The 21,230-nt window shown below is 70.9% G+C and carries 20 protein-coding genes; 6 read left to right on the top strand and 14 right to left on the bottom strand.

All coding sequences use genetic code 11. The annotated features are described in order from the left end of the window. Positions 1–63: 63 nt before the first annotated feature. The 4 genes from AC3WLN_RS12765 to AC3WLN_RS12750 all read right to left on the bottom strand — a co-directional run bounded on the left by AC3WLN_RS12765 (position 64) and on the right by AC3WLN_RS12750 (position 5,669). A complete protein-coding gene (locus tag AC3WLN_RS12765) occupies positions 64–570 on the bottom strand; it encodes a cupin domain-containing protein (RefSeq protein WP_492481692.1) in 507 nt (168 codons plus the stop codon). Between the two features lie 58 nt (positions 571–628). After that, positions 629–1,705 carry a catalase family protein gene (locus AC3WLN_RS12760; RefSeq protein ID WP_492481698.1) on the bottom strand — a complete coding sequence of 359 codons (1,077 nt, stop codon included), beginning with the start codon at positions 1,703–1,705 and terminating at the stop codon, positions 629–631. 334 nt (positions 1,706–2,039) lie between these two features. After that, positions 2,040–4,286 (bottom strand): polysaccharide biosynthesis tyrosine autokinase, encoded by a 2,247-nt coding sequence (locus AC3WLN_RS12755; RefSeq protein ID WP_492481690.1) that lies wholly within the window; start codon positions 4,284–4,286, stop codon positions 2,040–2,042. Positions 4,287–4,994: 708 nt separating this feature from the next. Continuing rightward, the gene (locus AC3WLN_RS12750) at positions 4,995–5,669 is read right to left on the bottom strand and encodes a hypothetical protein (RefSeq protein ID WP_492481688.1); all 675 of its coding nucleotides are present in this window, start codon (positions 5,667–5,669) and stop codon (positions 4,995–4,997) included. Between the two features lie 578 nt (positions 5,670–6,247). Here AC3WLN_RS12750 and AC3WLN_RS12745 point away from each other — a divergent pair. Both AC3WLN_RS12745 and AC3WLN_RS12740 read left to right on the top strand, forming a co-directional pair. Beyond that, a complete protein-coding gene (locus tag AC3WLN_RS12745) occupies positions 6,248–6,877 on the top strand; it encodes a recombinase family protein (RefSeq protein WP_492481686.1) in 630 nt (209 codons plus the stop codon). 89 nt (positions 6,878–6,966) lie between these two features. Then, the gene (locus AC3WLN_RS12740; protein ID WP_492481684.1) at positions 6,967–7,290 is read left to right on the top strand and encodes a hypothetical protein; all 324 of its coding nucleotides are present in this window, start codon (positions 6,967–6,969) and stop codon (positions 7,288–7,290) included. 15 nt (positions 7,291–7,305) lie between these two features. Here the strand turns inward: AC3WLN_RS12740 and AC3WLN_RS12735 are convergent, their stop codons facing one another. Both AC3WLN_RS12735 and AC3WLN_RS12730 read right to left on the bottom strand, forming a co-directional pair. After that, the gene (locus AC3WLN_RS12735; RefSeq protein WP_492481682.1) at positions 7,306–9,441 is read right to left on the bottom strand and encodes a carbohydrate porin; all 2,136 of its coding nucleotides are present in this window, start codon (positions 9,439–9,441) and stop codon (positions 7,306–7,308) included. Positions 9,442–9,812: 371 nt separating this feature from the next. Then, a complete protein-coding gene (locus AC3WLN_RS12730) occupies positions 9,813–10,031 on the bottom strand; it encodes a hypothetical protein (RefSeq protein ID WP_492481680.1) in 219 nt (72 codons plus the stop codon). 431 nt (positions 10,032–10,462) lie between these two features. Here AC3WLN_RS12730 and AC3WLN_RS12725 point away from each other — a divergent pair, with 431 nt between their 5' ends. Further along, positions 10,463–12,154: a methyl-accepting chemotaxis protein gene (locus AC3WLN_RS12725; RefSeq protein ID WP_492481678.1), complete on the top strand. Its 1,692-nt coding sequence runs from the start codon at positions 10,463–10,465 to the stop codon at positions 12,152–12,154. Here the strand turns inward: AC3WLN_RS12725 and AC3WLN_RS12720 are convergent. The 4 genes from AC3WLN_RS12720 to gntA all read right to left on the bottom strand — a co-directional run bounded on the left by AC3WLN_RS12720 (position 12,120) and on the right by gntA (position 14,942). Further along, complete coding sequence (locus tag AC3WLN_RS12720; protein ID WP_492481676.1) at positions 12,120–12,755, bottom strand: DNA-3-methyladenine glycosylase; 636 nt, start codon at positions 12,753–12,755, stop codon at positions 12,120–12,122. The two genes, AC3WLN_RS12725 and AC3WLN_RS12720, sit on opposite strands and share 35 nt — an antisense overlap. After that, positions 12,752–13,540, bottom strand: coding sequence for a ribonuclease HI (gene rnhA / locus AC3WLN_RS12715; protein WP_492481674.1), 789 nt, complete (start codon positions 13,538–13,540; stop codon positions 12,752–12,754). Before rnhA ends, AC3WLN_RS12720 begins: the two co-directional genes overlap by 4 nt. A 105-nt stretch (positions 13,541–13,645) precedes the next feature. Further along, positions 13,646–14,254: a DUF1989 domain-containing protein gene (locus AC3WLN_RS12710; protein WP_492481673.1), complete on the bottom strand. Its 609-nt coding sequence runs from the start codon at positions 14,252–14,254 to the stop codon at positions 13,646–13,648. Beyond that, positions 14,244–14,942 carry a guanitoxin biosynthesis heme-dependent pre-guanitoxin N-hydroxylase GntA gene (gntA, locus tag AC3WLN_RS12705; RefSeq protein ID WP_492481671.1) on the bottom strand — a complete coding sequence of 233 codons (699 nt, stop codon included), beginning with the start codon at positions 14,940–14,942 and terminating at the stop codon, positions 14,244–14,246. The genes AC3WLN_RS12710 and gntA overlap by 11 nt, the downstream gene beginning before the upstream one ends. Before the next feature lie 206 nt (positions 14,943–15,148). Between gntA and AC3WLN_RS12700 the strand changes: the two genes are divergently transcribed. From AC3WLN_RS12700 to AC3WLN_RS12690, 3 genes are all read left to right on the top strand, one after another. After that, positions 15,149–16,375, top strand: a complete 1,227-nt coding sequence (locus AC3WLN_RS12700; protein WP_492481669.1) for an App1 family protein phosphatidate phosphatase — start codon at positions 15,149–15,151, stop codon at positions 16,373–16,375. 220 nt (positions 16,376–16,595) lie between these two features. Beyond that, a complete protein-coding gene (locus AC3WLN_RS12695) occupies positions 16,596–17,735 on the top strand; it encodes an HPP family protein (protein WP_492481667.1) in 1,140 nt (379 codons plus the stop codon). A 260-nt stretch (positions 17,736–17,995) separates the two neighbouring features. Then, on the top strand, positions 17,996–18,298 hold the full coding sequence (locus AC3WLN_RS12690) for a cupin domain-containing protein (protein ID WP_492481665.1): 303 nt from the start codon (positions 17,996–17,998) through the stop codon (positions 18,296–18,298). Between the two features lie 3 nt (positions 18,299–18,301). On the opposite strand, the gene AC3WLN_RS12685 is transcribed toward AC3WLN_RS12690, so the two are convergent. The 4 genes from AC3WLN_RS12685 to AC3WLN_RS12670 all read right to left on the bottom strand — a co-directional run bounded on the left by AC3WLN_RS12685 (position 18,302) and on the right by AC3WLN_RS12670 (position 21,082). Beyond that, positions 18,302–19,105, bottom strand: coding sequence for a TetR/AcrR family transcriptional regulator (locus AC3WLN_RS12685; protein ID WP_492481663.1), 804 nt, complete (start codon positions 19,103–19,105; stop codon positions 18,302–18,304). A gap of 66 nt (positions 19,106–19,171) precedes the next feature. Then, a complete protein-coding gene (gene proC, locus AC3WLN_RS12680; RefSeq protein ID WP_492481661.1) occupies positions 19,172–19,999 on the bottom strand; it encodes a pyrroline-5-carboxylate reductase in 828 nt (275 codons plus the stop codon). Next, positions 19,996–20,499 (bottom strand): type III secretion system chaperone family protein, encoded by a 504-nt coding sequence (locus AC3WLN_RS12675; RefSeq protein WP_463773485.1) that lies wholly within the window; start codon positions 20,497–20,499, stop codon positions 19,996–19,998. Before AC3WLN_RS12675 ends, proC begins: the two co-directional genes overlap by 4 nt. Before the next feature lie 304 nt (positions 20,500–20,803). Next, positions 20,804–21,082 carry an accessory factor UbiK family protein gene (locus tag AC3WLN_RS12670; RefSeq protein WP_463773487.1) on the bottom strand — a complete coding sequence of 93 codons (279 nt, stop codon included), beginning with the start codon at positions 21,080–21,082 and terminating at the stop codon, positions 20,804–20,806. Positions 21,083–21,230: the final 148 nt, after the last annotated feature.

Below are 21,230 nucleotides of genomic sequence, written 5' to 3'. Positions count from 1 at the left end.
GGCTCAATGGGGCGGCCTGGCGGGCAGGCCCGGTGGCGCGGGTCGAGACGGGTCGGCTCGACCTCAGCGAAGCCCCTGGGCCGTGCGGCTCGGGTCGTCGGCCGGGTCGATGTAGTTCAGGCCGAAGGGACCGGTTCCATTGACCTGCAGTTCCACCGGCTCGCCCGTGGTCCAGAGGGCGTGCGGCATGTCCTGCGGCAGGTAGACGAAGCCGCCGGCGCGCAGGACCTTGCCGGCGCTCTTGTCCAGCGTCGCGCCATGCTGGTGGTAGATCGAACCTGCCAGGATGGTCAGCGTCTCGGCCTGGGCATGCGTGTGGGGCGCGATCACGGTGTCGGCGGGAAACTTGATGCGCAGCACGAAGGGGCCGGCCTTGGCCGGATCGCCCGCCACCCGGCTGATCTGCGTGCCCTTGGGCAGGTTCGCCGGTCCCGGCTCGTAGACGACGCTGGCCGCGTCCGGGACCGTGACGGCGCCATGGCCTGCATGGTCGCCCGCCTCTGCCAAGGCCCCGCTCGCGACGGGGACCACCAGCAGGGTGGCGACCAGGGTTCGTGCGAGCGGACTCATGCGGCGTCCTTGCATGGGGGGATCTGGGGGGGATCGGGAGGACGGCCGGTGCCGGATCTCAGCGCTCGGCGCCGGGCTCGTGGATGGGGCAGCCGTTGAAGCGCTGCCGGAATTCGGCCGAGTGCTTGTAGGGGGCATTGCGGGCGCGGTTGATGTTGCCCAGCGGCTGGTGCGCGGCGAGCCCGGTCCAGACGCTGAAGCGCATCTCCTCGTTGACCGCCTGCACCCGCGCGGCGTCCCAGCTGTCCTGCGGCCGCACGGTGATCAGCCCGACGCGTTGGAAGGGGGCCTCCTCCTCGCTCCATTCCGAGGTCGGGTCCTCCACCGGCTGGCGCTCGAGATCGCGGCAGAGCTGGACGCGGAATTCCCAGACGCCCTCGATGCCGCGCATCTCGGACTGCACCGTCTCGCGGATCGCGTCGGGACGGCCGGACGCGTCGATCTCGCTGCCGGTCAGCGCGGTCAGGGCCGGAGCCACCGGGGCGACGGAGAACTTGGCGATGTGGTCGCCGTACCGGAACGGCGTGACGCTGTAATAGGTCTCGCCGAGCGGATCGACATTGGGTGCGCCGCCGAGGGAGGCGATGGTGGTGCTCTCCACGCCCACCGCGTGCAGGGCCTTGTTGACCCCGCGCAGCACCGTCGAGGCCGCCACCTTCAGGCCCTCGACCCGGTCGGTGGTGCCGGCCAGTAGCTTCAGGCTGCCGAGGAACTTCTCGGCGTTCGGTGCCTGGAAGACCTTGCCGTTGACCATGATGAAGTTCTGGGTACTGCCCTCGGCCCCCGGCAGGCGCTCGCCTTCCACGTCGAGCACCTTCAGCGCGAGGCCGCGCGGCAGGGATACGGCATCGGGAAGGATGTCGCCCGCATTGGTCGACAGGCGCATGTAGACCGGGTGCTCGCCGGGTCTGGCGAACAGACCCTGCGCCAGTTCCGGCGGAAGGCCATCGTCGATCCGGAGAACGCCTTCGAGGATTCCGTGCGACTTGGCGTGGACCGAACGCACCGCATGGCCCGAATGGTCCGCGACGGTTCCCAGGATCCTGTCGAACGTGTGATTCAGCTGCTCGATGGTCTCGCCCTCATCGGGCCGGATCACCTCCACCTCGGGGCTGTAACGGACGGGCGCTTGCAGGATCGGGGGCAAGGTCACGGGCTCCGGCTGGGACATCTCCCGGATGAACCGACTGGCCGGCCCTGCGTTCCGGGTTCCACCCGTTCAAGGCTGCGTGAGGGGATCTCGCGACGGAGGGGGGAGGGCAAGGCCGGACCGCCGCGTGGCGGCCCCGGATCGTCCCTCGGCGATCGCGGTCTCGGCGATCGCATCCCTGGCCGGCAGGCATGGGGCGGATGCGCGGGCCCCCCGAGGCCGGCGCCCGGCCGATCCGAACCGCGTAGCTCCGCTCGATGGGGAATCCGCGAAGCGTCCCTGGAACCCCGACGGCGCCGTCGCCGTCGGGGAGGACGGATCAGGCCGCTTCTTCGTGGTAGTAGTTGCTGTAGTAGCGGCCCTTGTAGAACTCGAGACGCTTCAGCGCGGCGACGTCGGCATTGTTCAGCACCACGCCGAGGGTCCGCTCGTGGATGGCGGAGGCGTTCGAGAGCGCCTCGACCACGGCGTGCTGGGAGGTCTTGCCCCACTCGACGACGTACACGAAGGCGTCGATGAGGTGAGCCGCGGCCTTCGCGTCCGCGACCGACATGATCGGCGCGAAGTCGACGAAGACGTACTCGTAGGTCCCGCGCGCTTCCGACAGCAGCTGAGCCATCGCCATCGACGAGAGGAGCTCGGCCGTGTTCGGGATCCGCTGCGGTATGACGGCGGGAAGGAAGTCCAGGCCCGTGTCGGTATCGCGGCACACGCCGTCCGCGAGGCTGATCGAGCGGCGCAGGACTTCGACGACGCCCACCTCGGCATGGGGAGTGAGGTTGCGCGTCAGGGTCGGGTTCCGCAGGTCGCCGTCCACCAGCAGGACCCGGTGGCCGGTCTGGGCGACCAGTTCCGCGAGGTTGGCGGCGACCGTGGTCTTGCCTTCCTTGGGCAGCGACGAGATCAGTCCAATAACCCGCACCTCACGGCCCAGGCGCGCGATGTCGATCGAGACCTTCACGTTGCGCAGCACCTCCGTGTAGCGCGAGAAGGGCGTATCGACGACGTGACGGAAGCGACTGCCCTTGCCGAGGGTGACCTTCGAGGTGACGTCGACCATCGCGGGCGGGCTCGCATTCGAATCCGGCACGGACGGAAGGATGCCGATGCACTCGAGGCCGGTCTGCTGCTTGATCTCCGCCGGGGTGCGGAAGAAGCTGTTCAGGAGTTCGAGGCCGATCGCCGCCACGAGGCCCATCATGAATCCCGCGATCGTGCCCGCCGGGACGATCAGCATGGTCTTCGGCCCCGACTTTCCGGATGGCTCCGTCGCCGGCGTGATCACGCGGGCGTCGGTGATCGGGAAGGTCTGCTGCTGCGTCGCCTCCTCGAACTTCTGCAGGAAGGTGTCGTACAGGTTGCGGTAGGTCTGGGAGGAACTCTCCAGCTCGCGCAGCTTCACCTGCGCCTGACTGGTGGTGCCGGCCTGATCGACGAGCTTCGAGAGGCTGGTCTCGAGGGACACCTCACGGGCGCGGGCGATGTTGTAATCGCTCTCGTAGGTCTGGGCGATTCTCCGGACCTCGTCGATGATGGAGCGCTTCAGCTCCTCCATCTGGTTGCGAAGGTTCACCGTGGCGCTGTGCTGGGGGCCGTACTTGGCCGACCAGTCCGCCTCCTTGCGCGCGGCGTCGAGATATTGCGCGCGGGCGCGATTGATCACGTCGTTGCGGAGCGCATCGGCGACGGTGGCGTCCGGAAGGTTGCCGTTGCTGATCTCGCGCACGCGGTCGAGGCGGGCCTTCGCTTCCGCCGTGACTGCCCGAGCCTGGATCAGCTGGCTGTTCACGTCGGCGAGCGACTGCTCGCTCATCAGGCCGCGGCTGGTGTCGACGATGTTGTTGTCGGCCTTGAACGCCTGCACGGCGAGGTCGCTCTGCGTCGCCTGCGTCTTGAGTTCGGCGATGCGCTCCTGGAGCCAGCGGCTGGCCCGGCGGGTCGCCTGAAACTTCGCGTCGAGTTCGCCGACCATGTAGGCATCGGCGATCGCGTTGGCGAGGCGCGCCGACTTCTCGGCACTGCCCGACTGGAAATCGACCTGGATCACGTAGGTCAGGCCGACGCGCTTCGCGGTGACGCGCCGGACGAAGTTCTGGATCGCGTCGCGCTCGATGTCCTCGTCGGAGCGGACCGTCGGCTCGGCATCACCCGGGGACAGCATCGACAGCAGGGAGCCGATCAGCGACGGCGATCCCGAGCCGACGAATTCCGGGTCCTTGAGAAGCTGCTGGTCGCGGATCACGGTCCGCGCCACGCCCTCGGACTTCAGGATCTCGACCTGGCTCTCGACCGCGCCGGCATCGACGGGGCCGCCGAAATTGACCTCCTGCTTCGACATGACGTTGTTCTTGCGGGTGTCGATCAGCAGCTTGACCGAGGCGGTGTAGCGCGGTGCGGCGGTGGCGGCGTAGCCGAGGGCCAGGAGCATGCCGACCAGCGTGCAGGCCAGGATCACAGGCCATTGCCGGCGCAGGATCATGATCATGTCTTTGAGGTCGAGCTTCTTGGCCGGCCGCTCCGGTGGCTCCTCCGGCATGGGACGCGTCTGGTCCAGCAGCTTCAGCATCCCGCTATTCTCCCACCGGTCACTTGGTGCACTCGAAGACCACTTGGTGCGTTCGAAGACAATGTAACAAAACGCCTTGTCTCTGAATCGACGAAGGCAGGTCCGACCTTCCGAGCTCTCGCGCCGGTCTGGACCAGCAATGCGCGTTTAGAAAGGCATGTGCGCCTGACCATCGATCTTGGACCGGAGCCCGTTCGCCGGAGCCGGACATCGCCGCCTCAGCCCCTGAGATCCCGCTCGTCTCTTCATCGCGCAGACTTACGGAACGACATCTGCACGAATCGGGCCGAGGCCGGTCGACGACGCGCGATCCGCGGTCGTCATCCTGCCCGCTGCGCGAGCGCCCGTGTTCGGCTGGGTCCTGCGCCCGATCCCGATGCCCCGGGAGCCGTCACGCAGGGCGGCACCGCGCGTCGCGAGGCCCGCCCGCCCGGACGAGGCGAGGGACCGTGCCTTCGCGCGCAGCGTGGGTGTAATCGATTCGGCGTGGAACCCGGTACGGGACCGGATCGATCCTGCAGCGTCTGGCCATGCCTTCAAGACTGCGACCTCCAACCTGCGCGCGGCCAGAGCGCTACGGTAGTCCCGATCGCGACCGGCTGCGTAGGGCGGACCTTAGACCAAGCCCCCCCTCAGACAAGGGTGTCGTCACCCGAAAATTGTGCGACGCAACGACCGAGGCATGGATCGCAAATTTTCTTGCTCGGTTCAAGGCCGGAAGGTGCTGACGGACCCGAACCGGCCGTTCGGCGTGTCCCGGATCGACTGGACCGAGGAGCCCGACGCCCCGCGTGACCCGATCACGGCGATCAGGTTGCCGCCCAGGAGGTAGGTGGTGCCGGTGGGCAGCGCGCCGCCGCTCCGCTCGACCGGCGGCCGGGGATACACGCCCCCGCCGGGGACGCTGTCGGCGACTTCGCCGGGTGGGGCGAAGGACGTGGGCGCCACGATCGACTCCGTCACGATGTCGCCCGCCACGCCCTCGAAGCCGCGCTGGACGTCGGTGTTGCCCGCGACCACCACGGCGCGCTGCATCTGCAGGGCGATCGCCGGGTTGCTCCGCATGCAGATCACCGCCGCCGCACCCAGGCCGGTGCCGAGGGCGCGCATCTGATCGGTGTTGCCCTTGCCGTTCAGGGAGAGGAGCTGAGGCACGAGGTCGGGGTTCCGGAGCGTCGCGTTCCGAACCTCGATGGCCATCGTTCCGCCACCCGTGCCGAACTGGGTCAGGAGCGAGGCGGGATCGGCCGCGAGACGCTCGGCAGCGGCATCGGTCTCGGTGGAGCGTGCCGACAGGCAGCCGTTCGTCGCCGCCGATGCGCCAGAAATCGAAAGACAGGTGGACGCGACGAGTCCGGCGAGGGCCGCGTGAAGTCTGGTCATTGGCCCAAAGCCCTGAGTCGAAGGGAGTCTAACTGCCCGGGTTGCAACTTTAGACCATCCGTTATGGTTCCACAATCAAATGTCTGCGATATTCACAGGGCGGAAAGGACTCGTCCGCCACTTCGCCGATGGTAAATCAGCGCAGGCCTCCGGCTTGGCTGCGGTACTCGTTCAGTAAACGTCGAGATACGATGCGATGCCCGTCGGTGCGCGTCGCGAGTCGGGGCCGAAATTCGAACGCTGAATGTTGGGGAACATAGAAACGGGCCCGTTCCCCGACAGGTCTGGGCGGATGCAATCGGTGGCTGCGCCGGACGATGACATGCTCCGGTCGAGCCTCCGGGGGCGGTCCAAAGGGAGCTTCGCCCGAACCGAGGCGCATCGACCGGCGGGTCCGGCGCGATCCCCTGTCCCGGACCTCGCGCGCGACCGTCCCGGCGCCGCCGGGCGTCCGGCAAGCCCTCTGTTCGCCCCGAAGATCCCGATTCTCCCCGAGAGTCTCGGCCCGCGCGGAGGATTGACAGCCGAGCCGCTGCCCCCCGTCCTGCGGCCGGATTCCATGAGCGCGGCCGTGAACGATGAAGACCATTCTGTATGCCCGGGTTTCGACAGGCGACCAGACCATCGCGCACCAGCAGGCGCAGGCCGCGGCGGCGGGGTTCGCCATCGACGAGGTGGTGGCGGATGACGGGGTCTCGGGCCTGAACACCGCCCTGCGCGAGCGGCCCCAGGGGCGCCGTCTGTTCGATCTGCTCCGGCGGGGCGACGTGCTGGTGGTGCGCTGGGTCGACCGCCTCGGCCGGAACTACGCGGATGTCTGCGACACGCTGCGGGAGATGATGCGCCGCGGCGTCGTGGTGCGCACGGTGATCCACCGGCTCACCTTCGACGGCGCCACGGTCGACCCGATGCAGCAGGCCGTGCGCGACGCCCTCATCGGCTTCATGGCGGCGACCGCCCAGGCCCAGGCGGAAGCCATGCGGGAGGCCCAGAAGGCCGGGATCGCCCAGGCGCGGGAGCGGAGCGACGCCTATCGCGGGCGCAAGCCGAGCTTCACCCGGCCGCAGTACGAGGCGGTGCGCGGCGCGCTCGGCGAGGGCAGGGGGATCTCCGCCATCGCCGCCGCGACGGGCCTCAGCCGGCAGACCATCTACCGCATCCGCGACAACGCCGCCGAGGCGGAGGCGGCCCTGGCGCGCTGGGCCTGAGGCGGGCCCCGCACGGGGCGCGAGGCTCGCTGCTTCGTATGGTCGCCTCCCCGGAGCGCCCGCATCGGCTACCCTGGGGAACCGGATTGGTGCGGGATGATCACGAGCGCGGGATGACCATGGGCGCCGCCACTCTCCTCGGGCTCACCACGCTGGCGTTCCTCGCGCCGCTGCCCCCCGAGCGGTTCCATCCGCCGGAGCCGCCGCCCCGCGGCGTCGGCTGGGCGGTCTGCGCCGTGGTCGCGCTCCTGCTCGTGGTCACGGTGGTGCCCCTCAGCCTCGCGCTCGCCGACAAGTGGGCCATGGACGCGCACGTCGCCGAGTGCCGGGCCGCGGGCGGCCGCTTCGTGCCGGTCGCCTCGGTCAACGGGCGCGCCTATCGCTGCGACCAGCCGGAGCGTCCCCGCTCCTGACGGAGCGCCCGGGATTCAGAAATCCGCGTGGATGCGGGTGCCGAAGAAATCGGCCGGCCCGCGGTCGCGGTTGTAGGCCGGGTTCACCACGTGCTGGTAGTTCAGCGACAGGGTCAGGGTCTTGTTCAGCGCGAAGGCATAGTAGGCCTCGACCGCGCGTTCGGGGGCGTAGTTGAGCCGCCCGTCGCCGATGAGGAGGCCGACGCCGCCTTGGGCGAAGAAGGCGCGGTGGCTCGGCGAGATCGCGTTCATCGAGGTGCCGAGGCCCACCGTGTCGCCGGGGCGGCCCCAGGCGGTGCCCTTGAGCGACACGCCGCCGGAGACGGAGCGGTCGATGTCGGTGAAGGACAGGCTCTCGCTGCGGCCGTCATTGGCGCTGAAGCGGGCGAAGACGCCGAGGTCCGGCGTCACCGCCTGTTCGAGGTTGAGGTAGAAGCCGGTCTTGCGCCGGGCCGCCCGGGTGGCGGCGGCCGCGTCGTTGATGTCGCCGAACACGCCGGCCTGGGTCAGCGACACGACCTCGCGGAAATCGGCCGTGTTGCCGACATTGGTGAAGAAGCCGAGGCGCAGCTTGCCGGGCTGGTCGAGGCCCGGCAGCACGTGGCGCTCCTCGAACTCGATGGTGGTGCCCGCCCGGCGGAAGACGCGCGGGTCGAGGACGTCGCTGGACGGCTCCTTGGGCACCTGGGTGTAGGCGGCGCGGATCGCGAACTCGGCGCGATTGTACTCGACCATCACGCCCTGGGTGAAACCCGGCAGGTTGGCGGGAAAATCGTAGGCGCCGGAGGCCCAGATGCCCCAGTTCATGAAGTCGACCCGGGGGTCGTGCGCGTAGACGTTGCCGTCGAAATAGTCGCCGAGGGCGAACTTGCCCGCCACCACGGTGATCCGCTCGATGTCGCGCCGGGTGGCGACCTGGTTCGGGCCGTCCGGCACGTCCTCGGTCTCGCCGCCGAGGCCGAAGGTTTGGCGCACGAAGTAGCGGTTGGAGCGCAGCTTCGGGAACGGCGCGCCCGCCTTCTGCGCCTCGCCGTTGACGAAGCCGGCGACGCCCAGGGTCCGGCTCAGGCCGAAGCCCTGGGAGAATTCCGGGTTGTAGTAGAGTTCCGTGCCCTCGAAGAGCTTGAGGCCCAGGAAGGCGGTGGCGGTGGTGGTCGACTGGACCTGGTGGCCGATCAGGCTGGCCGGACCGGTATAGGGCGCGCGGAAGCCCGGCACCCCTTGGGCGATGAAGGTGGTCTGGCCATGCAGCGAGAAGCGGTCGCCCAAGCCGTCGCCGGGGTCGTGCGGGGCGGCCTCCTCGGCCTCGGGCGGGAGCACGAAGCCGTTCGGGTGCCAGGACAGGCGCGCCATCATCTGGTGCGAGGTGAACGCGTCCAGCCGCGTCGCCACCGGGCCGAGGCCCGGAACGGCGCCGAGGCCGAAGCGGCCGCTGCCGCCGAGGTCGAGGTAGCGGTAGTCGATTCCGAGGGCGAGACTCTCGGTCACGGCGAACTGCACGCCGGCCCCCAGGGTGAAGCCGAGCGAGGAGAGGTCGCGCCGCGCGGTGGAGACGAGCCCGGTGCCGGGGTCGGGATAGCTCGCCAGGATGCGGGCATCGGCGCCGGCGAGCCCGAAGGTCGCGTAGACCAGCGCGCGCTCGAAGGCGTAGCCGAAGCGCCCGCGCAGGGTGCCGTAGACATCCGTCTTGGCCCGAATCAGGCCGAGGCCCGGATCGCCGCCACCGACGTCGCCGAGGGTGGGCAGGAGCACGGGACGCTTCAGGTTCGCCCCCGCGACATCGGCCTCGATGCCGGCGAGCCAGGGGCCGGTCTGCCAGTTGTAGCCGCCGAACAGGCCGCCGACGGCGGTCGTCGCGTTGCGGCCGAGGTCGGACCGGCCGGTGGCGTCGCCCGTCTTGAACGCCTGGACCGGGCGGCCGCCGACCGTGGTGTCGCGAAAGTTGTAGGCGCCGTAGGAATTGCCGGCGCTGCCCTCGATCCCGAGATAGGGGCCCGACCAGTCGACATAGGCGGGCGCCGGGACCACCGGGCGAGGCTTGCCCGGATCGGCGGCCTGCGCGCCGGAGATGGCCGTCAGGGTGAGCAGGGCGAGGCCGGCGGCCAATCCGCTGTCCGGGCCGCCGCGCCCAAAGCGATCCGATCTCGTCATGACGCCCCCCGAGCCTCCGTTCCAGGGATGCGGTATAGACGATGCTATAACTGTGACAATAGGGTTTAATCCGGGTCCGCAGCGGAGCGGTCGCACTGTTGCGCAAACAGCGCAGGTGCGCTCCCGGCCCAGGCCCCATCGCCATCGACGACTCGCGGGGCCGCTCCAGTGCGCTCGCGGATTCCGGACTCCGGATCGATGCCTAGACGCCGTTTGCGAAGGACTGATGATCGTCGCCGCACCCCCCATTTGAAGGATGTCGGGCCTGGAGGTGCGGTCTAACCTCGGGATCTCCAAGGTTTCGGACCGTCTCGGCCCGCGGGGCATCGACCCTGCGGGCCCTTTTTTGATGGCGGTGCCCGGCCCGCGCCTCAGGCGTCGCCCGTCTCGATCTTCTCGATCAGCGCGGTCAACTCGCCGATACGCAGGCGAAGGCCTTCGCGGGCGCTCTCGTCCATGTCGCGCAGGGCGTAACCGTCCTCGAACTGGCGCTTCTCCGTATGGGCTTCTTGCCCGAGCGCGGCGAGCTCCGCCATCAGGCGCGCGCGCTCGGCGAGATACTGGGTCTTCCGGTCGTCGATGGCGGACATGGTTATTCCCTGGTGTACGGCGCAGGCCCCGCCGTGGGCAGACCTGGCCAGGGGAACGCGGGGATTCGACCGGCGGTTCAGGAGCCGTGCGCCGAACCGGAACCATAGCGCCGCCCGACCGTTGCACCGACGACCCAAGCTCGATGACCTCAATCCCCGCCCGGCGCCCGCCGAGGCGGGTTTTTTTCATCCGTGCCTGCGGGGCGCCCAGCTTTCGAGACGTTGGGATCGTCCGTGATGTATTCATGTTCAAGTGGCGCAGAAATTTGCATGAGACATGACAGAGCCGGCAGATAAACTTTCCGTGTGACAGTAATTATAATGCCGCGTCGAGATCAGGGGCTAGAAAAACCACTCCGATACGATTCCTTAGCGGGACTTTAAGCATCCGACCGTTAGTCAGGATGTCGATGTCGGTCCGGAGATCTCTCGTGGGTTTGCTCGCGCGCTTCAGTATCATCACCAAGTTGATCGCCGTGGTCAGTCTGATCGGGGTCATCGTCAGCGGCTGTCTCTGGTACGCCACCACGCAGATGACGATGATCGACGGCGCCTACAGCCGCTTCATCTCCCACGATACGAAGGCGATCGCCGACCTGCGGACGGTCAACCGGCTGGTCTTCACGATGAGCTACTTCAACTTCCGCAACATCGCCGAGGTGAGCCCCGTCGAGATGCAGAAGACGGACAAGGGTTTCGAAGACGCCAGCGAGCGCCTGAACAAGGTGCTGGCGGAGTTGCGGGACGGGGCGCCCAGCTTCGCGCCGCGCATCGACGCCCTGAAGCAGAAGGTCAACCGCTTCATGGCCGACAGCTCGGAGGCGCGCACCCTGGCGAGCAGCGGCCTGAAGGCCGAGGCCGTCACCCTGCTGCACGAGACCGTCGATCCCACCTTCGACGCCATGGTGGCGGAGGGCAGCGCCCTCGGCCGGGACATCCGGACCTTCGTCGACGACGGTGCCCGCGACCTCGCCGCGATGACCGACCGGACCCGGTTCAACACCCTGCTCCTCGGCGGCCTCGGCCTGCTCGCCGGGCTGGCGGCGGCCGGGCTCGTCGCCGTGTTCGGGATCACCCGTCCGATTGGCCAGCTGGTCGAGGCCCTGCGCCGGATGGCGCGCGGGGACGGCGACGCGGTGATCCTCGGGCGCGATCGGCGCGACGAGGTCGGCGCCGTGGGCCGTGCGGTGGAGGAGATCCGGGCCCTGGTCGCCCGCAAGGCCTCCGAGGAGGCCGAGCGCCGCCAGATCGCCGATGGGGCGGCGGCGGCCGAGCGCCAGCGCACCATGCGCGAACTCGCCGACGGCTTCGAGACCGCGGTCGGCTCGATCATCGCCACCGTCTCGGCCTCGGCCGGCGCGCTGCAGGAGACCGCCGAGGCGATGAGCACCAACGCGGCCCGCACCACCGACCGGTCGGTGACGGTGGCCGCCGCCGCCGAGGAGGCCGCCTCCAACGTCAACACCGTGGCGGCGGCGGCCGAGGAGCTCGGCTCGTCGGTTCAGGAGATCGGCCGGCAGGTGGACGGCTCGGCCAACCTCGCCCTGCGGGCGGTGGAGGAGGCGGCCCAGACCGCCGGTCTCGTGCAGGACCTCAGCACCGCGGCCGCCCGGATCGGCGACGTCGTCGCGCTGATCACCACCATCGCGGGCCAGACCAACCTGCTGGCACTGAACGCCACCATCGAGGCGGCCCGGGCGGGCGAGGCGGGGCGCGGCTTCGCGGTGGTCGCCGCCGAGGTCAAGGAACTCGCCAACCAGACCACGCGGGCGACCCACGAGATCGAGGAGCAGATCGGCCGCATCCAGGCCTCGACGGCGCAGGCGGTGGGGGCGATCCGCACCATCAGCGGCCGCATCGGCGAGATCAGCCAGGTGACGACCTCGATCGCGGCGGCCGTCGAGGAGCAGGGTTCGGCGACCCAGGAGATCGTGCGCAACGTGGGCCAGGCCGCCAGCGGCACCAGCGAGGTCACCGAGAACATCTCGGGCGTGGCCCACGCGGCCGAGGAGACCGGCGCCGCCGCCCGTCAGGTGCTGGTGTCGGCCTCCGACCTGACCGCCCAGTCGGAGCACCTGACCGTGCAGGTCACGCGCTTCCTGGAGACCGTCCGGGCGGCGTGAGCGCGCTGCCGGGACTCGCGTGACGCGACGGCGGCCGGCTCACCGAGCGCGATCCGGCGAGCAGGAAGCGCCAGGGCGTCTCCACCGCGCGGGAGATGCCGATCCGGCGATCGGCGATCCAGGCCGGCGCCGTCCCGGGGGCGGCGAGCGCGAAGGGCGGCGCGTCGAGGGGGAGGCCGTCCATCGCGAGGCCGACGGCGAGCGCCTGGCAGAGGCGGCCGGGGCCGGCGCAGAACAGGCGCGGGTCGGACAGCCGGCGACGCGCCGCCATCATCTCCAGCCCGTGGCGGGGCTCCAGCGCCCGGATCAGCACCGCGCTGCCCGGCTCGCAGACGAGGTTCAGGCACCAGTGCATGCCGTAGGAGCGGTAGACATAGGCGTGCCCCGGCGGCCCGAACATGCTGGCATTGCGCCGGGTCGGGCCGTTGGCGCTGTGCGAGGCGGGGTCGCCGCGATCGTAGGCCTCCGTCTCCACGATGATCCCGCCGATCCCGTCGACCCGCAGGTCGCAGCCGATCAGGGCGACGGCCACCGCCGCCGCCGGCCGGGCGAAGAAGCCGGCAGGGAGGGGCGCGCCCGCGGGGTCGCCCGCCGGACTCACGGGGTGGATGCGCCCTTCGCGCCCTTTTGATCCTCGGCGCCCTTCGCGACCTTGGCGCCGCGCAGGTCGGCGCGGGCGCGCTCCAGCCCCTCGGGGCCGAGGTCGAGGGCGAGGCGAACGGCCCGTTCCACGTAGGCCTGGGGCGTCAGCCCGGAGGCCTTCGCGGCCCGCGACACCTCCAGGCCGAGCCCGAGATCGAGGGGGATCGCGCTCGTGCGCGGCGGGGCCGCCTCCGCCGCCGCGGGGGCCGTGGCCAGGGCGGCCGGCGAGACCGACGGGGACATCGCCGGGGCGCCGGCACGCAGGGCGGCCGTCCCGGTCAGCGGCGCCGGTCCGCTCTCCGGGCGCGGCGGCAGGCCGAGGGCCTCGCGCCGGCCCTGCGCGGCCAGCCGATCGGCGCGCTCGTTGCCGGCCTCGCCCGCATGGCCCCGCACCCAGGTCCAGCGCACGTCGCGGCGCGCCGCCAGGGCGTCGAGTTCCTGCATCAGCTCGACGTTCTTCACCGGGCCGGTGGCGGTGCGCCAGCCCTTGGCCTTCCAGCCGCGCATCCACTCGGTCACCGACTTGATGACGTACTGGCTGTCGCAGCGCATCTCGATCTGCGCGCCCTCGGGGAAGTGGCGCAGGGCGTTGATCGCGGCGGTGAGCTCCATGCGGTTGTTGGTGGTGGTCCGGTCGCCGCCGCAGAGCTCGATCCGGCCGCTCTCGGCCTCGATCACCACGCCCCAGCCGCCGGGGCCGGGATTGGGGTCGCATCCGCCGTCGGCATAGACGATGGTTCGCATGGGGCTCGCTTCGACCTGTTCACGACGGGCCGCCCCCGGGAGGGACGGCGCCGGGGTATCCGGGCGCCGCCCATAGCACGCCCGCGGGCCCCTCGGGCACCCGCCTCAGGGGCGGGCCGGGTCGATGCGGTAGCGGATCGGCTTGAAGCTGTTGTTGTTCGACTGCAGGGCCGAGCAGGCGGTGAGCCCGATCACGAGGTCGCATTCCGCCGCGAAGGTGACGTGGTCTCCGGCCCGGCTCAGCGGCGGCTCCACCTTCAGTTCGCCCGTGCCGCCGTCCACCGTGACGTTCATGAACACGTTGAAGGCCACCGGAATCCGGTCCGGCGCGACGCCGTAGGGGGCGAGCGCCGCCGCGAGGTTGCCGAAGCAGCCCCGGTGCGGGTGGGCGTCGCCGTAGATGATCCGGAAGGTGTCGGCCGAGCACGGCGTCAGCAGGAAGTCGTGGCGGCCGACCGTGTCCTCGACGATGCGCAGCAGCACGTTCGAGCGGTTGGAATAGATCGGGTCCCCGGTGGTGAGGTAGATCCGGCTGGCATAGTCCAGGGTCCGGCCCGACGAGATCACCTCGTCGAGGTCGCCGCGCACGAAGGCGAGGAGGTCGGCCACCTGCTCGCCCTGCGGGTCGATCACGGTGAGGCGCTCGCCCTTGTCGAGGGTGAAGGCCACGCCGGAGCGGGGCGCGATCTCGTGCGTCGGGGCGTCAGGCGGCATCCCGGTCCTCCGTCGCACGGCCGCGGAACGGACAGATCCAGTCGGCATCGACGGCGCGGCCGCTGTACTGGCGCGCCTCCGAGGCGTCGCCGTGCCGGGCGAGCATCGGGTTGATCGAGCCGGCCAGCGCCTCGTCGCGGGAGAGGATCGCGCTGCGCAGCTTCTCGTAGCGGCCTTCGGCGCGGAGTTGCTCGAACTGGGCGCGCAGGTTGAACACCAGCACCGGGTGCGGGAAGCGACGGGCGGGCCGGCTCGCGCCGGGATGCATGCCGACGACGAAGAACGCCTCGCCGCCGAACGAGAGCGAGAAGTGCGGATCGTTCGGATCGGCCTCGACGCGGGTGTCGTAGCGCTGGCCGAGGAACGCGTCCTTGTCCGACAGGGACTGCACCCGGTCCCAGAGATGGCCCTCGAAGGCCTCCTCGCCCAGATCGGTCGCATCCTCGAAGATGACGGCGAAGCTCTGGAACAGGTCGGGCTTGGCGCGGTAGCGGCAGATGAAGGCGAGCAGCGCCGGATAGAGTCGGGCATCGTCCCAGCTCGAGGCGATGCTGCGCGCCACGACGATCTTCATCTGGCCCTTCGAGAGGGCGGATTTCGCGCCGACGCAGGGGAAGGGCTGGCTCCGGATGAAATCCTGGAAGGCCACGGCCAGGGGATGGCCGCTGTCGTCGGTGGGGATATGCATGGGGACTCGACGCTGACCGCACCCGGAACGCGGGATGCCGAGGTGAACCGGGGGCGGATGGCCCTGTTCCGTTCGCGCGACGGCATGGCGCGCACCGTCCACAGCCCTTCGGTCGCGGCCGAAGCGGCGCACGCCGAACCTTTGCCGGCGCCGGGCATTGAACCGCCGATGCCGAAACGGGGCCCCACGACGATGACGACGCACCCATGACCGGCCCGAAAGGGGCCGCCCGGTTCGCGAAGGGCACCTTGCGGGCGCTGCGCCTGCTGGCCAAGCCCGTGCGCCGGTCCCAGGGCCGCGCCGGCACCGTGGTGGAGACCTACCGGGGCTACGGCTCGCGCGACGAGGTCTTCCTCATCGGGCGGGTCTTCCGCCAGTCGCGCCGGGCCGCCGAGGCGCCGGACGAGGGCTGGGCCGCCGAACTGCGCGACATCCGGCGCCGCATCACCCGCCGCAAGGTGGCGGGCGCGGTTCTCACCGCGCGCTTCTTCGGCTGCGAGGAGCGGGTCGTCACCGACCGCGACGGCTATTTCCGCGTCCACCTGCGGCCGAACCTGCCCGCGCCCCCGCAGGCCTCCTGGCACGAGATGGAGCTCGATCTGGCCGGCCCCGAACCCGTGCGGGCGACGGGACAGGTGTTCATCCCGTCGGCCGATTGCCGGCGGGTGGTGATCAGCGACATCGACGACACGGTGATGCGCACGGGCGTGGCCAACAAGGTCAAGATGCTGTGGCGCCTGTTCGTGGAGGACGCCGAGAACCGGGTCGCCTTCCCGGGTGCCGCCGCGCTCTACCGGGCGCTCTATGCGGGGCCGTGCGGAGCGGAGGGCAACCCGATGCTCTACGTCTCGCGGGCGCCGTGGGGCCTCTACGACATGCTGAGCGAGTTCTTCGTCCTGCACCGGATTCCCGTCGGGCCGGTGCTGTTCCTGCGCGAATGGGGCCTGTCCTGGACGAGCCCGCTGCCGCGCCGGGCCGAGGACCACAAGCGCCACCTCATCGACCACATGCTGGCGCTCTACCACGACCTGCCCTTCGTGCTCATCGGCGACAGCGGCCAGCACGACCCGGAAGTCTATGCCGGCATCGTCGCCGCCCATCCGGGCCGGGTGGCGGCGGTCTACATCCGAAACGTCTCGCGGGATGCCGGCCGTCTGGAGGAGATCGCCAGGCTCGCCGAGGCGGTGGAGGCGGCGGGCAGCAGCCTCGTGCTGGCCGCCGACAGCCTCGCCATGGCGGAGCACGCGGCCGAGCAGGGCACGATCGCCCGCTCCGCCGTGGCCGAGGTGGCGCGGGAATACGGCGCCGTGCCCGAGACGCGCCGCCGCGCCGGCCGCACCCGGGCCCGCGCCCTGCGCAAGGTCCTCGACGGCGCCGGCCCGACGCCCCCCAGCGTCATCGTCGAGCCCGGCCGCTCCGACCCGCAGGGCTGAGCCGCAGGGCGCGCGCCCGACAGCCGCGAACGCGCGTCCACCCATCACGCCTTCCGACCGGTGACTCGGACCAAAGGTCTGCCTTTGCGGAAGGCATTATGCCTATACGGTTTGCAATTTGCGCCTCGCTCTGTAAGGTCGATCTGGTATACCAGAGTCGCAAGCCTGCATTTTCAGCGGTCGCCCGCTCTGCGGGCCCTGCGCGAGCGAGGGCAGAGGAATGTCCGACACCGCCGGCCCCGACCGCCCAGCCGCCACGCTGTTCGGCTCCCGCCTGTTCCGGCCGATCCTGGCGGGCGCGACGCTGCGTGAGCGCCTGATCGGCTGTCTGGGCGCCCTCATCGGCATCGCCCTGACAGGGCTGGTCTCCGGCTGGATGGTGGGGCAGGGGCCGCACATTCCCCTCATCGTCGCGCCCATGGGGGCGACGGCGGTGCTGCTCTTCGCGGTGCCGGCGAGTCCGCTCGCCCAGCCCTGGCCGATCATCGGGGGCAACACGATCTCGGCCCTGATCGGCGTCACCGCCGCCCACTTCATCCCGAACCCGGTGCTGGCCATCGGGGTCGGCGTCTCGCTCGCCATCGCGGCGATGTCGTTCACCCGCTGCCTGCACCCCCCGGGCGGCGCGGCCGCCCTGACCGCGCTGATCGGCGGCCCGGCCATCGCCTCCTCGGGGTTCCTGTTTCCCTTCGTGCCGGTCTGCCTGAACTCCATCATCCTGGTCAGCCTCGGCATCGCCTTCCACCGGATCTCCGGCCGCACGTATCCGCACGTCCCGGCCGCACCTCCGGCCAACCCGCACGGCACCGCCGACCTGCCGGCCCCGATCCGGGTCGGCTTCAACGCCCGCGACGTCGATGCGGCGCTCCTCAGCCTGCACGAGACCCTCGACATCGACCGCAGCGACCTCGACCGCCTGTTGCGCGAGGTCGAGAACCAGGCCCTCGTGCGGACGCACGGAACGCTGGCGTGCCACGCCGTGATGTCCCGCGACGTGATCACGATCGGGCTGCACGAGCCCCTGGCGCGGGCGCGCGACCTGCTGCTCCGGCACAACATCCGGACCCTGCCGGTGGTGGACGAGGCCGGCCGCCTCGCCGGGACCCTGGGCCTGCGCGAACTCGCCCGGAGCGGGGAGGGCGACCTCGCTGGGGTGATGTCCGAGGCGCGCACGGCCGGCGCCGCCGAACCGGTGCTCGGCCTGATCGAGCCGCTCACCAACGGCCACGCGCACGCGGTAGTGGTCACGGCCGAGGACCGCAGCATCCTCGGGATCATCACCCAGACCGACCTGCTGGCGGTGCTGATGCGCCTCGTCGCGAACAAGGCCCTCGACCGGAGCGCCGCACCGCTATCCTGAGGGGCCGGCGGCGCGGGGCCGGAATCCATGGCGCGGTTGTTGCAGGGAGGCGCATTCCCTCGCACCGCAGCTCCACGGGTTCGAGCCGATGCACGACGCGCCGCTTCTCCTCCACCTCCTCTACGCGACCCTGATGGTCGCGAGCATGATGCTCACCTGGCAGGTCCATCGCCTGCTCGGCCGGGGCTGACGCCGGACGCTGCGGGCCGCCGGCCCGGCCCTCGCCGGCCGCCGCGAGCCCCGCACCGAGCCTGTCCCGGATGATGCCCGGCGCCAACCTGCTCGCCGAGTTGCCCGACGCCTCGGAGGGCGAGGTCTCCACCGAACTCCTCGCCCGGCCGGGCTGCCGGATCGAGCGGATCGTCTCGCAGGGACAGGTCACGCCGCCGGACCAGCCCTATCGCCAGGCCCATGACGAATGGGTGCTGCTGCTCGCGGGGGCGGCGCGGGTCGCGATGGGGGATGCGGAGACGGTGCTGGGGCCGGGCGACACCCTGTTCATCCCGGCCGGGACCGTGCACCGGGTCAGCTTCACCGATCCCGACCGGTCGGCCGGGGGGTAGGAGTCAGATCGCGGCGGCCGGATCGCCGCCGAGGGGGTTGCCCTCGTCCTCGTTGCGGTCGTCCGCCGCCTGTCGCGCCCGGCGCGAGCGGCCCCCGCGATCGAGCAGCGAGCGGCCGAGTGCCCGGAAGGGGGCGGTGAGGCGGCGGGCGTCGTCGGCGCGCTCCATGAAGCGCTCGCCGTTGCGGATCTCCCTGTCGAGCCGCGCCATGGTGCGGGCCAGCGCCGGATCCTCGTCGTCGAGCCAGACCTCCACCGTGCGGGCGAAGGCGATGACCACGCCCTGGAGCTTGAGGCGGCCCAGGGGGCCCTCGGTGTTGATGCCGGCGGCGGCCAGCATGTAGCGGTGCGAGTTCAGCGCGACGCCGTTCAGCGCCAGCATCGAGAGCGGGTCGCCGCGAAGGGCGTAGGAGATCCGGCGCAGGGCGTCCTTGTAGGGCGTCATCGCGTCGAGGCGGCGCATCAGCACGTCGAACAGGCGCTCGCGGGTCGGCTCGTCGGCGAGATCGGCCGTGTCGCCCTCCAGCACCTTGCGGTCGATGATGCGGGAGAGGCCCCCGAGCACGGCGCCCTTCGAGGGGAACAGGTCGCGCAGGTCCGCCAGCGTCAGGCCCGCCTCCCGGGCGATGTCGCTAACCTCGATGTCGTTCCACGGCTGCTCGGCGGCGAGCCGCATCAGGGCCTCGACGGCCGCTTCGCGCGGAGGCAGCGTCGTCCCGGGCGCTGCGGCCGACACCGGCAGGGTGTCGGCGGAGTCCGTCTCGGTCGTCTGGGTCTCGGGCTTGGGAGAGCCGGGGCGTTTGGCCATGGTCGTGCGATCCTCGTCCAATCAGGCCTTCATGTAGGGTCCGCCGGCCGGATCGTCAGGGCCGGCTCAGCCCGCGAGGGCCCCGGCGCGGCGCCGCGCCGCGTCCACCGCCTCGCGCATCAGGTCCGGTAGGCCGCCGCTGCGCATCAGCACCGCGAGGGCCTCGGCGGTGGTGCCCCCCGGCGAGGTCACGTCCTGGCGCAGGAGCCCGGCCTCGCGGGGGCTGGCGTCGAGGAGCGCGGCGGCGCCCGTGACCGTGGAGCGGGCGAGGCGCGCGGCCATGTCCGCCGGCAGGCCGGCGGCGACGCCCGCCTGCGCCATCGCCTCGGCCAGGAGAAAGACGTAGGCCGGGCCGGAGCCCGAGACGGCGGTGAGCGCGTCGATCAGCCCCTCGTCGTCGAGCCATTCCACGACGCCGACGCTGGCGAGGAGCGCGTGGGCCTGGGCCCGCTGCTCCGGATCGACCGCCGCGCTGGCCACGGCGCCGGTGGCGCCCCGGCCGATGCTGGCGGGCAGGTTGGGCATCGCCCGCACGATGGCGCGGGCGCCGGGCAGGCGGTCGCGCAGGTTGGCGATGGTCTTGCCCGCCAGGATCGACACCACCAGGGTCCGGGGGCCGACGAGCGGCGCCAGCGCGGGCGCCGCGCCCTCCAGCCCCTGCGGCTTCATGGCGAGCACCAGCGCATCGGCGACCGGCGGCGCGGCGGGGTTCAGGGCGAGCCCGTGCGCGGCACAGAGCGCCTGCATCTCGGGGGACGGCTGCGGATCGAGAACCGTGGTGCGGGCCGGGTCGAGACCGCCCGCCAGCCAGCCGGCGAGCATCGCGCCGCCCATCTTGCCGGCGCCCACCAGGGTGAGGGAGGCGGGAAGGACGGGGGTGGCCGGCGTGCTCACGCCTCGCCTTCGGTCTCGAACAGCACCGCGTCGAGGGCCTCGCGGGCCGACTTGCCGGCCCAGAGCACGAACTGGAAGGCCTGGTAGTAGCGCTCGCAGGCGTCGACGGCCGACTTCAGCATCATGGTGCACTGGCCCTGGGTCGGGGCCGCGCCGCCGGTGAGCAGCAGCGAGTGCCGGAACATCACCACGTTGTCGGTGGACCAGAGGTCGAAATGCCCGACCCACAGCTGCTCGTTGACCAGGGAGACCAGGGTCAGGATCTCGGTGCGGCGGCGCTCCGGCACCTTGAGGTCGAAGGCGGAGGCGACGTGCAGCGCCTCCACGTCCTCGATCCAGGTGAACGCCACGTGATAGTCGGCCCAGCGCCCGGCCACGGAGACCGACATCTCGTCGGTCTCGGCCCGGTCGAAGATCCAGTCGCGCAGCGACGCGAGGCGCTCGACGATGTCGAGGGGATGCTCGTGCCGATCGTAATCTTCGATGTGGAGTTGGGTCATGGCGGTCCAGTGTGTCGATCTCGGTGAAGATCGGCGAAGTCGTTGTGAAACTCGATCCTGCCACCGCTGGCGCTCTGGTCCGGAAATGCTCCACGCCCACCCGGTGAGGGTACGGCAGGCGGCGATTCTGTTCGGTTCAGGACGTTTCGGGGCGGGAGCGAATCAGGTCATGACCCACTATAGACCGTGCTGGACTCGCGTTTCAAAGCGGCCCGGGAAGCCGGTGAACAGGAAAGCGACCGTCCACCGTTCCTTCCTGTGCACAAGCGTGGCGGGGCGGGAGCGCCCGCGAATCAACCTGGAATCAGATCGCCTCGCTGGCCCCGGCCACCGGTTCGGCGCCGAGTTTCGCCTCAAGGGCGGTGACCCGGGCGGCCAGGGCGTCGTTCTGGCTGCGCAAGGCCGAGACGAGGTCGCGCAGCACGTCGAGCTCCTCGCGGGAGGCGATGTCCATGTCGCGGATCAGGCGCTCGACCTGGGCCTTGAACACCGTCTCCGCCTCGCGGCGCACGCCCTGTGCGGCTCCGGCGGCGTCGGTCATCAGGCGGGCGAAATCGTCGAACAGCCGGTTCGAGCCTTGCATCGTCGTCTCCCGGAGCAGTGAGGCCGCCATCCGTCCGTGACGGCCACGAGACCGGCGCCTGCGCGTCCCGACATAAGAATCCCCGCGCGTCCCGGCAATCCGCGCCGGTGCTTTGTGCGCCCGGCCGCGGATGTTTCCGGCCGTGTGG

This window comes from Methylobacterium sp. FW306-05-D, assembly GCF_058782155.1.
Note: the sequence above shows the minus strand (reverse complement) of the source record. Positions and strands in the feature narration are given on the sequence as shown.

Bases quoted from the DNA above. Each gene is read 5' to 3' on its own strand.
- gntA (WP_492481671.1), bottom strand. From the start codon at position 14,942: ATGCATATCCCCACCGACGACAGCGGCCATCCCCTGGCCGTGGCCTTC.
- AC3WLN_RS12710 (WP_492481673.1), bottom strand. From the start codon at position 14,254: ATGCCGCCTGACGCCCCGACGCACGAGATCGCGCCCCGCTCCGGCGTG.
- AC3WLN_RS12730 (WP_492481680.1), bottom strand. From the start codon at position 10,031: ATGTCCGCCATCGACGACCGGAAGACCCAGTATCTCGCCGAGCGCGCG.
- AC3WLN_RS12750 (WP_492481688.1), bottom strand. From the start codon at position 5,669: ATGACCAGACTTCACGCGGCCCTCGCCGGACTCGTCGCGTCCACCTGT.
- AC3WLN_RS12685 (WP_492481663.1), bottom strand. From the start codon at position 19,105: ATGGCCAAACGCCCCGGCTCTCCCAAGCCCGAGACCCAGACGACCGAG.
- AC3WLN_RS12700 (WP_492481669.1), top strand. From the start codon at position 15,149: ATGACCGGCCCGAAAGGGGCCGCCCGGTTCGCGAAGGGCACCTTGCGG.
- AC3WLN_RS12765 (WP_492481692.1), bottom strand. From the start codon at position 570: ATGAGTCCGCTCGCACGAACCCTGGTCGCCACCCTGCTGGTGGTCCCC.
- AC3WLN_RS12690 (WP_492481665.1), top strand. From the start codon at position 17,996: ATGATGCCCGGCGCCAACCTGCTCGCCGAGTTGCCCGACGCCTCGGAG.
- AC3WLN_RS12735 (WP_492481682.1), bottom strand. From the start codon at position 9,441: ATGACGAGATCGGATCGCTTTGGGCGCGGCGGCCCGGACAGCGGATTG.
- AC3WLN_RS12675 (WP_463773485.1), bottom strand. From the start codon at position 20,499: ATGACCCAACTCCACATCGAAGATTACGATCGGCACGAGCATCCCCTC.
- AC3WLN_RS12755 (WP_492481690.1), bottom strand. From the start codon at position 4,286: ATGCTGAAGCTGCTGGACCAGACGCGTCCCATGCCGGAGGAGCCACCG.
- AC3WLN_RS12670 (WP_463773487.1), bottom strand. From the start codon at position 21,082: ATGCAAGGCTCGAACCGGCTGTTCGACGATTTCGCCCGCCTGATGACC.
- AC3WLN_RS12745 (WP_492481686.1), top strand. From the start codon at position 6,248: ATGAAGACCATTCTGTATGCCCGGGTTTCGACAGGCGACCAGACCATC.
- rnhA (WP_492481674.1), bottom strand. From the start codon at position 13,540: ATGCGAACCATCGTCTATGCCGACGGCGGATGCGACCCCAATCCCGGC.
- AC3WLN_RS12695 (WP_492481667.1), top strand. From the start codon at position 16,596: ATGTCCGACACCGCCGGCCCCGACCGCCCAGCCGCCACGCTGTTCGGC.